Here is a 12,832-nt window from a genome sequence, read left to right as displayed (position 1 = left end):
TAAATTATTCGATAATCATTGATTTTAAACGCATTCTGTATTTTTCAAGAATAAGTTGTTTGTATATAAATCCAAGGAAGATGCCATCTTTTAAAACCGGTAACACTTTACAACCTGATGTGTCAAACTTTTCCATGATGGTTTCTAAAGTTTCATCATAGAAAATAATTTCTTTTGGAGGTTGCATGACTTCGTTTGTAGAAGTGTATTTTACTTTGAATTGTGAGAAAACAATTGGTCGGATTTCATCTAACAATACCAAGCCTAAAAGCGTATTTTTTTCATCCAAAATAGGGAAAATATCAGCATCAGATTGTTGGATTTTCTCAACTAATTCGTCTAAAGTATTACTAACCGAAATGGGTTTGAAATCAGTTTGAATTAATTTCGCAACATCAATAGAATTCAAAATATTTGCATCGCGATTATCCGTAAAAACTTCGCCTTTATCTGCTAAATTTTTAATATCAAAAGAATAGGGTTCAAAGCGTTTTGAAATTGCAAAACTTACCGAAGAAACAATCATTAACGGAACCATCAAGTTGTAACCTCCCGTAATTTCGGCAATAAGGAAAATTGCAGTTAATGGTGCGTGAAATAATCCACTTAAAATTCCGGCCATTCCTACAAGAGTGAAATTTCCAATTGGTAACTTGGCAAAACCTATGATATTAAAAAAATAAGCTACACAAAATCCTAAATACGAACCTACAAAAAGTGAAGGAGCAAAATTCCCACCATTTCCTCCTGCTCCTAATGTTAAACTTGTTGCATAAACTTTAATTAACATGGTAGCACCGACAAACAATAACAAAATCCATTTTGAATCTTCAAAGCGTTCAAAAACAGTATTTTGAACTAAGCGTTCAGGATTACTGTCGGCTAAAAGTTTAATGCTTTCATATCCTTCACCAAATAAAGAAGGAAACAAGAAAATCAGTACACCTAAAATTCCTGCTCCTAACAAAGCTTTATTGATGATGTTAAATTTTAATCCGCTAAAATAATGTTCGATTTTTCTAAAAGTTCGGGCGTAATTTATCGAAACTAAACCACTTAAAACTCCTAATAAAATATAATAGGGTAAATTGTGATAATCGAAAAACTGCACTTTTTTAAACGAAAACAAGATATCTTCATTCAACATTACGGTTGAAACTAAAGCTCCTGTAGCCGCACTAATCATAATCGGAATAAATGCAGTAATACTAATTTCGGCCAAAACTACTTCGATAGCAAACAAAACTCCTGCAATTGGAGCGTTGAAAGCAGCACCTATTCCAGCAGCGACACCACAAGCTAATAATAGCGTTCGGTCTTTGTAACTTAAACGATAATTTTGCGCATAATTACTACCAAAAGCGGCTCCGGTAATAGTAATGGGTGACTCTAATCCGGCACTTCCTCCCATTCCTACTGTAAAGGAACTGGTTATAATTTGGGCAAACATTTGCTTTCTAGGCATAATTCCGCGCTTTTTAGCTACGGCATACATGATTTGAGCAGTTCCTTTTTCTATAGAACCATCCAAAACCTTTTTAACGATAATTACCGTAATGATAATTCCAATAATTGGTAACGTACTATTACTATAAGGAAGATGGAAAATATCATCTAATTTTTGAGACGATTTATAAACCCAATGCGCAAATGTTTTTAAAATAATTACTGCCACCGCAGAAGAAATCCCAACTAAAACACACGAAAAATATATAAACTGCCTTGGTGTTAGTAACGATTTCAAAAGAAAAACAAATCGCTCTAAACGTCGGAATGTTTTATGAATAAACGTTTTAAGTGAAAAAGATTTCTTTCTTGGCATTGTCTTGAAGTATTTTACGAAGGTAAATCTTTAATCTGAAAAATAAAACTTAATTAAATCAAACGCAAAGCTTCTCTCCTACTTAATGGTTTCAAATTGGTTGAACTTACATATGATTCGACTCCTTTTGGATTGAATCTACTATAATCGCGTAATGCCCAACCAATTGCTTTTTGAATGAAAAACTCGTTGGAATCTTTGTGTTTTTCGCATTCTGATTTTAAAATTTCGAAATTGGTTTTTTCTTTATAACTCAATTGAAATAAAACAGCACTTCGATTTAACCACATATTTTTAGAATTTGAAAAACGTTCAATTACTTTTAAAGTCTCTGAAGGAAATTGCAACAAATAACCACCTAAAATATATTTCGCAATCGTATCAACTGAATCCCACCAAGAATTGGTAATAATTATTTTTTCAATCAATCGAATATCTTCCAAAACAAAATTTTTCTTGAACTCTTTTACCAATAAATCTATTGCTGTTTGATGAAATTCGCGTTCTTTCATTTGGAACAATTCCCAAGCAATTGCTCTAAAGTTTGATTTGACTTCAGCTTTATTTTGTTCATAGTTTGATTTGAAAATCGCTCGTCTTTGCTCCGTTTTGATTCCTAAAAACGAGAAATTATTCTTCATGTAATTTTCCATAGGAATTGCTAATTCTCTATTGGATGCTTTTCGAAAATCAGCTTCTAAATCACTACAAAATTTCATTGAGTTCCTTTAATTTTTGTTGGCACGAAAGTACTAATTCCTCAAAAAACTGAAAAAATTCCGATTCAAATTCAGTATAAAAATCTTGAATTTCCACAATTGCTTCTTGCATGTGTGCTCGATGTTTGGTTCGATAATCCATTTGAAAAAAAATCATTTCTAAACCTGCAATTGTTGCATAACTTACCAACCAATTTCGTCCAATCATATAAGGCAACATTCCTTTTACTCTTTCGGTTAGAATTTCATAGTTATCTTGCATCAATCGGTAAAAATCAGCGGCATAATCTTCTAACTTTTCATTAGAATATTTACTCCAATTTTTTGCCAAGAAATGATCGTAAGCAATATCCATAATCACACCCGAATAATGTCCGTATTTTTCGTGCAAACGATGTTTGCTTTTTCTGTATATGGGATGCGCATCCGTAAAACTATCAATATGACGGTGCAATAAAATACCTTTTTGAATAGCTTCTGGATAATCTAAATACTGAGAACCTCGAATACTATCTGCCATGAAATTGCCAATTTTGACAAAATCATCTTCACCCGACAAATAGATATGAGCTAGAAAATTCATTTTGTAAGTTATTTTCGTAAATATATAAAAAAATATTTTGCGACTTTGCGACTTTGCGAACTACATCTTAATATATTTGTATTTCAAATTTCAATTCATCATGACATTAATAAAATCGATATCAGGAATTCGCGGAACCATTGGCGGAAAAGTAGGTGATAATTTAACCCCAGTAGATGCAGTTAAATTTGCTTCTGCCTACGGAACCTTTCTAAAACAAAACACAGCAAAAGATAAACTAAAAGTAGTAATTGGTCGAGATGCGAGAATTTCGGGTCCTATGATTCATAATTTGGTTGTAAATACCTTAGTTGGATTAGGAATTGACGTTATCGATTTAGGCTTGTCCACTACCCCAACAGTTGAAATTGCTGTTCCAATGGAAAAAGCAGATGGTGGAATTATCCTGACGGCTTCTCACAATCCAAAACAATGGAATGCTCTTAAATTATTGAATGCAAAAGGCGAATTTTTAAGTGGTGCCGATGGAGCAAAAATTCTAGAAATTGCAGAAGCAGAAGCCTTTGACTTTGCTGATGTAGATGCATTAGGAGAAGTTACTGAAAACCATGCTTACATGGATATTCACATTGATGAAGTTTTAGAATTGCCTTTGGTTGATGCTGATTTGGTAAAAACTAAGAAATTCAAAGTAGTTGTTGATGGTGTAAATTCTTCGGGTGGAATTATTATCCCAAATTTATTAGAACAAATGGGCGTTGAAGTGGTAAAATTATACTGCGAACCAAACGGGCATTTTCCTCACAACCCAGAACCTTTAAAAGAACATTTGGGTGATATTTGTAAATTGGTTGTAGAAGAAAAAGCTGATTTCGGAATTGTTGTTGACCCTGATGTAGATCGTTTGGCTTTCATTTCAAATGATGGTGAAATGTTTGGTGAAGAATATACTTTAGTTGCTGTTGCGGATTATGTTTTATCGAAAACTCCAGGAAATACAGTTTCTAATATGTCGTCTTCTCGTGCTTTACGCGATATTACTGAAAAACATGGTGGAACTTATCAAGCAAGTGCTGTTGGAGAAGTAAATGTGGTAGAGTTAATGAAGAAAACTAACGCAATCATTGGTGGTGAAGGTAATGGTGGAATTATCTATCCTTCATCGCATTATGGTAGAGATAGTATCGTGGGTGCGGCTTTATTTTTAACGTATTTAGCTAACCAAAATAAAACGGTTGCTGAAATTAGAGCTAGCTTTCCTCAATATTTTATGAGTAAAAACAAAATTGAATTAACTCCTCAAATTGATGTTGATACTGTTTTAGCTACGTTAACCGAAAAATACAAATCGGAAAATATTTCTACAATTGATGGAGTAAAAATTGATTTCCCAACAGAATGGGTGCATTTAAGAAAATCAAACACAGAGCCAATCATCAGAATTTATACAGAAGCTCCAACACAAAATGAAGCGGATGTTTTAGCTGAAAGATTCGTTAAAGAATTAAAAAAAATAGCAGGAATTTAAATATTAAAGCCAGAGTTTTACTCTGGCTTTTTTTATTATTTACCGTGGCCTTTTCCATGGCCTTTTCCTGGGTGACCATTACCTTTATTGTGTTTATGGTTTTGATGGTAGTGTTTTTTTACTTTATATTTTGTTTTGTGCGAGTAATTATAGCGTTGTGGTCTATCTCCATAAAAATCTAATTCTATTTGAGTACTTCTACCTAAATTAATACCTACAAAAATTGAAGGCACTTTTACACTTACCGACCATTTCCCATTACTAAAATAAATGTAAGTTCCTCTTTGAATGTCATAATACATATTTTGGTCAGGAAAGTAAATATGTCTTGTTTTTGCTCTATATCCATGAGCCGGCGCCCAAGGTGGTGGTCCTTGTGAAAAAACGTCTGTTGGCACAACCAACATAAATACTAAAATTAATACCCCAAAAAGCGTTGCTATTCTGTTCTTAATAGTTTCCATATTCATTAAATTTAATAGTTATTTATTTATTAAACCAATAATACTGCCAAAAATTATGTTATTAGTAATTTTTAACTCATTTTAACATTTTTTCAAAACAGAAAAAAGACTATTTCATAATGATTTTTTTGGTGGTACTTTGAACTCCATTTGTAACCTTAACCAAGTAAATTCCTGCATTCAAATCTAAATTGATACGAGTTTCGTTTTCGAAATTTTCTGTTTGCACCAATTGACCCGTAACCGTATAAATTTCAATTTTTGAAGTTCCTTCTAAACCAGAAACAATTAAATAATCTGAAGCAGGATTAGGATAAACCGCTACTCTATTATCAATTGGAGTTTGAGTTGATAAAGTAGCTGACCAAGGTTGCCCAAAATTCGCTCCAAAAATATAATCTGCTAAACTAGGATGATCAATAAACGGATTACGATTCATTTGCCAAGTGTAGATGTAATTGTTGCGATTCATTTCAAAATCATCTCTTGGGTCGGTTGTATTCCATGATAATAAAGTAGCTAAATCTCCTATTTGATAAGATGGATTACCACTGCTCAATTCTACTGGATCGCCGTTTACCACATTTAAACTTTCAAATCGAACTGCCATGTAAAATAAAGCTCTAGCAACATCACCACGCCAAGAGCCTTGAGTTCCCGTTGGTCCGGCATAAACAGTAGATGAATTAACCGTTCCAAAATTTTTATTATTTCTGGATGAATTTTCTTGACCATTCTCGGCTCTAATATGATGTGCATCAGAAACTCCATCAACGGTAGCTGTGGCGTTTGTTGGAAGCCAAACATTTATTCCATCAGCAATATCGCCTTCAGCAACACTGAATCCCCCTCTTGATTGCGGAAAAATATGTTCTCTATTCCATTTACCAATAATACTGCTTGTATTTTGCTGATCCAATTTTGCCATAGGAGCTTCAATATACATACACCAAACTTGATTGTTATTTAGAGGATTTCGGTCGGATGTTCTTAAAATCTCCCAAATATCAGCGTAACTATGTAATCTTACTACGGCTGGATTTGCAATAATATTTTGTAATTCTTGCTTTAATGCATTTCCTGATAAACCCTCTAAAGAACTGTAATAACCTGGAGGTGTAGTTGGAGCAACAACAGTGTATGTTGGGTTTAAGGGTGTTCCCCATGGATCAGTTGTAAAATTAGCATCATTAACCCTAAAGATCATGTTATTGTTATAAGACACGTAACCAATTGGTAAAGGCTGTAAAACAAATTTCATTTCTTCATCACCTTCATCAAATCCATCATTAGAGATAATTATACCATTTTGAGTTGTTGTTTGTCCAACAGGAATCATAACAGTTAAACCTCCAGAAAAATCAAGATTAGTAAAGTTTCCATTAGCCAATGTGAAATTCATAATTAAGTTTTCATTCTGAACCGGCTGACTAGTTGTGAAAGTAATATTAAAACTATCACCTTCATTAAAACTGGTTTGTGGAAATGAAACGGTTATATAATTTGGCGTGATACCACTACCATCATTATTCATCCCAGGAGTTGGCGATTTTACCTCATAAGTTCCATCGTTTTTTCTTTGAATAGATTGCGAAGTCACTAAGCCATTTGCGTTTTCATTAGTACATACCGTAATTCCTAAAGTCGTCATCATAGCGGTTGGTTGTTGTGATGCATTTCCTGTATATGCTAAAGCATTAACTAAATTTGTAGTTGATGCCAATGTATTTAGAGGAAAATCGGAGTCGTTCCCTAAGTAAAGAGCCACAACATCAGGTCCGTTTTGAACTGTTGCATTTGGGAAAATTTTCAATGGAGCTGGAGAAACTTGATTATTTCCTATATGAAAAATTCCGTTGAAATCTGTTTCATATCCATCCAAATCAATTGCGTAATAACTAACAGAGTTTGAGTAAGGAGATGTACTTCCTGCATTAAAAAAAACCAAAACGTAACCATCCAAAGAAAAGTTCGGTGTTACTGATTTTAGTTCAACAAACTCAAGCTGGTCTGTACTAGGTGTATCGGCATCTATTTCATTAATGAATACTTGAGAATAAGAAAACAATCCTAAAAACAGGAAGAAAAAAGTGTAAATTTTAAGGGGCATAAAAACTATTTTTATCAAAAATACGAATATAAAAGCGAAAATACCTGTATTTTTTAACAACATGCATTAATTTTAAGTGTTTTTTAAGGCTATTGTACGAGTATTTTTATATTTTGCAGTCATTAAGCAACTTTTTGAATTTTTTGTCATCTAACAATAAACTGATTAATCTATTTTGAAATTTATATTTAAAATAATCTTTCTTTTATTTCCAATTCTTGTTATCTCGCAACATTCTACTAGAATGACAGTTAGAGTTAACACAGAAGAAAAAACGCTATTGATTAAACAAATTTTAACATACAATAACACTAGTAATGACACCTTAAATCATATCATTCTTAATGATTGGAACAATGCTTTTTCTTCAAAATCTTCTGCATTAGCAAAAAAATATTCTGATGAATTTGTGAGAGCTTTTCATTTAGCAACAGAAAAAGAAAGAGGTTTCACAGAAATTAAAACCATAGTAGACAACGATTTTCAAGCAATAAATTGGAACCGACCTAAGGGCAAAGTAGATTTAATAAAACTTGAACTTAATCAGCCTATTTTACCTTGTTCGAAACAAACTTTCACATTGGTTTATATTGTTAAAATTCCAGATTCAAAATTTACCAAATACGGCTACAATAATGATGGACGAATTGTATTAAAAAACTGGTATTTAAATCCCGCTCGATTTGAGCATAAAAAATTCATACAATACAGCAATGAAAATTTAGATGATATTCCAAATGCTTTTTCTGATTTTGAAATTGAATTTGAACTTCCAAAAGATTATACTTTATCTAGTAACCTTCAAGAAATTAATTCTGTTGAACTTATTGATACTAAAAAAGTTCTCCTAAATTCTAAAAACAAAAATGAAGTTGTCATTACAATAGAACCTAAAAGTACCTATCAAACTTACCGAAATGAAATTATTGAAGTAAGTTGTGGAATTGAAGATGCTAGAGTAAAAGAAATTGACAAAGCAATAATTTTTGATAAAGTAAGCCGTTTTACAGCTTCAAAATTAGGATTGCCTCTAACTTCTAAAATTATAATTACTCAGGAAGACTATGCGCGTCAACCGTTTTATGGCTTAAATCAATTGCCTAGCTTTTTGAGTCCGTTTTCTAATGAATTAATGTTTGAGTTGAAATTTTTAAAAACCTATTTAAACAATTACTTAAAAGAGAATCTTAATCTTAATCAAAGACGTGATTATTGGATTGCAGATGGAATTCAAATGTTCTTAATGATGCAATATGCTGATGAGTATTTTCCTGAATTAAAAATGACTGGAAATGTTGCCCACCTAAAAATTTTAAAACCGTATCATTTTATCAATCTTGATTTCAACCAACAATACAACTATTTATATATGTTGATGGCGCGTAAAAATTTAGATCAACCTTTGAACGAGCCAAAAAATCGCTTGATAAAATTCAATGAACAAATTGCAAGCAAATACAGAGCTGGCTTAAGTTTAAAATATTTAGACAGTTATTTAGGAAACGATATTGTTCATAAAAGTATTCAAGAATACATTCAAGAAAATCAGTTTTTTGGAACAAATTCTCGTCAGTTTGAGACTGTTTTGGTAAAAAATAGTCCCAAAGACATCAATTGGTTCTTTAGAACGGTAATTGAAACACGCGATTTAATCGATTATAAATTTGGAAAAGTTACCAAAACAAAAGATTCTATTTCTGTTAATATCATCAACAAAACAAACACTAATGTTCCAATTTCTTTATACCAATTAAAAAATAATGAAGTGGTTAATAAACTGTGGTTGACAGAAATCAAAACTGATTCAACTATTGTATTACCAAGATTGGACGCTGATAAAATAACACTAAATTATAACAACGAAGTTCCAGAATACAACTTAAGAAACAACTGGAAATCTTTAAAAGGTTTCTTCTTTAATAATCGTCCTTTAAAACTAATATTTTTCAGAGATTTGGAAGAACCTTATTACAATCAAATCTTCTATGTTCCTGAAGTAGAATTTAATATCTATGATGGTATTGCATTAGGAATGCGAATCAATAATAAATCTATATTGAATAAACCATTTACATTCAGCGTAACTCCTATGTATTCTAGTAATACAGGCTCAATTGTTGGTAAATTTTCTGCTATTATTGATGATAATATTCGCGAAAAAGGCAAGTTATATAACATCCGATATATGGTAACAGGAAGTCGATTTCATTACACTAAAGATGCTTTTTATACAAATTTTATACCTGTAGTTCAATTTCGATTCAGAGATGAAAATTTTAGAGTTAACAAAAATGAATTTGTTCAACTTAGACAGGTTTATGTAAACAGAGAAAAATCCCCTTTTGTAACAGACTTAAACACACAAAACTATAATATTTTCAATGCTAAATACGGAAATTATCAATCGGAAGGAACGAAGCATTTTTCATTATTAAATGATTTGCAAATTGCCAATTCATTTGGCAAAATTTCTACCGAAATTCATTATCGAAAATTATTTGAAAACAACAGACAAATTAGCTTTCGTTTCTTCGCTGGAGCATTTATGTACAGAAGTGTAAATACCGATTTTTTTAGTTTTGGACTAGACAGACCAAATGATTATATGTTCGATTATAATTTACTTGGACGAAGCGAAACAACTGGAATATACAGCCAACAATACGTTTATGCTGAAGGTGGATTCAAATCTAAACTAGATACAAGATTTGCAAACCAATGGATGACAACTGTTAACGGAACCTTCAATATTTGGAACTGGATACAAATATATGGTGATGCCGGAATGTTTAAAAATCAATATTCAAGTGCGAAATTTGTTTACGATTCTGGATTACATCTAAACTTAGTTCCCGATTATTTTGAACTTTTTTTACCTGTTTATTCTTCAAATGGATTGGAGTTAAACTCAAATAAATATGGTGAAAAAATTCGTTTTGTAGTAACCTTAAGTCCAAAAATATTAGTTTCTTTATTTACTAGAAAATGGTTTTAACAGATTTTTATCTATTTATTTGATAATTCAATAATTAAAAATCATTTTTTAATGAATTCATTGCGTTTTTCAAATCAAAACTATTGATAATTTAATAATAATTAAAAAAATATCACTTCCTGTATTGTTTTATAAGTCGTTTTAATTAAATTTGTTGAATTATCAATTTCGTACAAACGGCTTATGAAAACAGCAACAACATCGGAAGTAGTTTCTTTTGAAGATTTCAAAAAAGAAGTCATTAACGATTATAAAATCGCCCGAATTAGTAGAGAATGTAGTCTTCTTGGAAGAAAAGAAGTGCTTACAGGTAAAGCTAAATTCGGAATTTTTGGCGATGGTAAAGAAGTACCTCAATTAGCTTTAGCAAAAGCGTTTCAAAATGGAGATTTCCGTTCAGGATATTACCGTGACCAAACCTTTATGATGGCAATTGGCGCTATGAATATCGAGCAATTCTTCGCTGGATTATATGGCCATACCGATATTAATTTTGATCCAATGAGTGCTGGACGTCAAATGGGCGGACACTTTGCAACCCATTCATTAGACGAAAACGGAAATTGGAAAAACTTAACCCAACAAAAAAATTCGAGTTCTGACATCTCTCCTACTGCTGGGCAAATGCCGCGTTTGTTAGGATTAGCTCAAGCTTCAAAAATATATAGAAATGTTTCAGGCATCAACCAAACTAATTTTTCTGAAAACGGAAACGAAGTGGCTTGGGGAACAATCGGAAATGCTTCTACTTCTGAAGGTTTGTTCTTTGAAACTATCAATGCTGCTGGTGTTTTACAAGTGCCAATGGTAATGAGCGTTTGGGATGACGAATACGGAATTTCAGTTCACGCTCGTCATCAAACAACAAAAGAAAACATCTCTGAAATCTTAAAAGGTTTCCAACGTGATGAAGAAAATAACGGTTACGAAATCTTACGCGTTAAAGGTTGGGATTACCCAGCTTTAGTAGAAACGTACCAAAAAGCATCGCAAATTGCACGTGAAGAACACGTTCCTGTTTTAGTTCACGTAAGCGAATTAACGCAGCCGCAAGGTCATTCAACTTCGGGAAGTCATGAGCGTTACAAAAATGCAGAACGTTTGGCTTGGGAAGCAGAATTTGACTGTGTAGCTAAAATGAAAACTTGGTTAATTGATAACAATATCGCTACTTCAGAAGAATTAGATGAGATTGACAGCCAAGCTAAAAAAGACGTTTTAGAAGGCAAAAAAGCCGCTTGGACAAACTTTACTGCTCCAATCAAAACAGAACAACAAGAATTAGTTGGTTTGCTAAATACCATCGCTTCACAAAGTGAAAACAAAGTTTTTATTGAGAAAATCGCTAATGATGTTGCTTCAATAAAAGAACCAATTCGTAAAGATATTTTAGTAGCAGCTCGTAAAGTGTTGCGCATGATTATTAAAGAAAATTCTCGTGCTACTTTAGCAACTTGGATTGAAAATTATACGGAGAAAATTCAACCGAAATTCAGTTCTCACTTATTTTCGCAATCGGATAAAACGGTTTTAAAAACCAAAGAAGTAGCTCCAACTTACGATGCAACTGCAGAAGATGTGGATGCACGTTTAGTATTAAGAGACAACTTCGATGCTATCTTCTCAAAATATCCAGAAACGTTAATTTTTGGTGAAGATTCAGGAAACATTGGTGACGTAAACCAAGGTTTGGAAGGCATGCAAGAGAAATACGGAGAATTACGTGTTGCCGATGTAGGAATTCGTGAAGCTACAATTTTAGGTCAAGGAATCGGAATGGCAATGCGAGGATTACGTCCAATTGCCGAAATTCAATATTTAGATTATTTGTTGTACGCTATTCAAATCATGAGTGATGATTTAGCAACATTACAATATAGAACAGCAGGTCGCCAAAAAGCACCGTTAATCATCAGAACTCGTGGTCACCGTTTAGAAGGCGTTTGGCATTCAGGTTCACCAATGGGAATGATTATCAATGCCATCAGAGGAATTCACGTTTTAGTTCCAAGAAACATGACCAAAGCCGCTGGTTTTTATAACACTTTGTTAGAAACTGACGAACCTGCATTAGTGGTTGAATGTTTGAACGGTTACCGTTTAAAAGAAAAAATGCCAACGAATTTAGGCGAATTCAAAACACCAATCGGAGTAGTTGAAACGATTAAAACTGGAACTGACATTACTTTAGTTTCTTATGGCTCAACTTTACGTTTGGTTGAACAAGCAGCAAATGAGTTAGAATCGGTTGGAATTAGTGCAGAAATCATTGATATTCAATCGTTATTACCTTTCGATATCAATCACGATATTGTGAAATCGGTAGCGAAAACCAATCGTTTATTAGTAATTGACGAAGACGTTCCTGGTGGAGCAAGTGCATACATTTTACAAGAAATTGTGGAGAATCAAAATGCTTACAAACATTTAGATAGCGCACCTCAAACATTAGCTTCAAAAGCGCACAGACCTGCTTATGGAACCGATGGTGATTACTTCTCAAAACCTTCAACAGAAGACATTTTTGAGAAAGTATATGCGATTATGAATGAGGCAAATCCAACAAAATATCCAAGTTTATATTAAAAAATTTGTTTATTCGAAAATTAATTAGAAATATTTGCAACTTACAATTAAGAACATGATTTCA

8 protein-coding genes are annotated in these 12,832 nt (G+C 32.6%); 3 read left to right on the top strand and 5 right to left on the bottom strand.

The genetic code is table 11. The features are described from left to right. Positions 1-4: 4 nt before the first annotated feature. The 3 genes from IM755_RS10680 to IM755_RS10670 are packed head-to-tail and all read right to left on the bottom strand — an operon-like array spanning position 5 to position 3,124. Positions 5-1,822: a chloride channel protein gene (locus IM755_RS10680; protein ID WP_194096643.1), complete on the bottom strand. Its 1,818-nt coding sequence runs from the start codon at positions 1,820-1,822 to the stop codon at positions 5-7. Between the two features lie 53 nt (positions 1,823-1,875). Next, complete coding sequence (locus tag IM755_RS10675) at positions 1,876-2,541, bottom strand: DNA alkylation repair protein (RefSeq protein WP_194096641.1); 666 nt, start codon at positions 2,539-2,541, stop codon at positions 1,876-1,878. Further along, positions 2,528-3,124, bottom strand: a complete 597-nt coding sequence (locus IM755_RS10670; protein WP_194096639.1) for an acyl carrier protein phosphodiesterase — start codon at positions 3,122-3,124, stop codon at positions 2,528-2,530. Before IM755_RS10670 ends, IM755_RS10675 begins: the two co-directional genes overlap by 14 nt. Before the next feature lie 100 nt (positions 3,125-3,224). Here IM755_RS10670 and glmM point away from each other — a divergent pair, with 100 nt between their 5' ends. Next, positions 3,225-4,613, top strand: a complete 1,389-nt coding sequence (gene glmM, locus IM755_RS10665) for a phosphoglucosamine mutase (protein WP_194096637.1) — start codon at positions 3,225-3,227, stop codon at positions 4,611-4,613. 35 nt (positions 4,614-4,648) lie between these two features. Here the strand turns inward: glmM and IM755_RS10660 are convergent, their stop codons facing one another. Next, positions 4,649-5,077 carry a hypothetical protein gene (locus IM755_RS10660; protein ID WP_194096635.1) on the bottom strand — a complete coding sequence of 143 codons (429 nt, stop codon included), beginning with the start codon at positions 5,075-5,077 and terminating at the stop codon, positions 4,649-4,651. A gap of 109 nt (positions 5,078-5,186) precedes the next feature. Next, complete coding sequence (locus IM755_RS10655) at positions 5,187-7,187, bottom strand: endonuclease (RefSeq protein ID WP_194096633.1); 2,001 nt, start codon at positions 7,185-7,187, stop codon at positions 5,187-5,189. Positions 7,188-7,431: 244 nt separating this feature from the next. Between IM755_RS10655 and IM755_RS10650 the strand changes: the two genes are divergently transcribed. Together IM755_RS10650 and IM755_RS10645 are read left to right on the top strand one after the other, a co-directional pair. Further along, positions 7,432-10,182: a gluzincin family metallopeptidase gene (locus tag IM755_RS10650; protein WP_194096632.1), complete on the top strand. Its 2,751-nt coding sequence runs from the start codon at positions 7,432-7,434 to the stop codon at positions 10,180-10,182. 183 nt (positions 10,183-10,365) lie between these two features. Next, entirely contained in the window at positions 10,366-12,768 is a 2,403-nt protein-coding gene (locus tag IM755_RS10645; protein ID WP_194096630.1) for an alpha-ketoacid dehydrogenase subunit alpha/beta, read from the top strand. Positions 12,769-12,832: the final 64 nt, after the last annotated feature.

It is taken from the genome of Flavobacterium proteolyticum (genome assembly GCF_015223105.1).
Taxonomy (GTDB): Bacteria; Bacteroidota; Bacteroidia; order Flavobacteriales; family Flavobacteriaceae; genus Flavobacterium; species Flavobacterium proteolyticum.
This window is presented reverse-complemented; position numbering and strand designations above follow the sequence as displayed.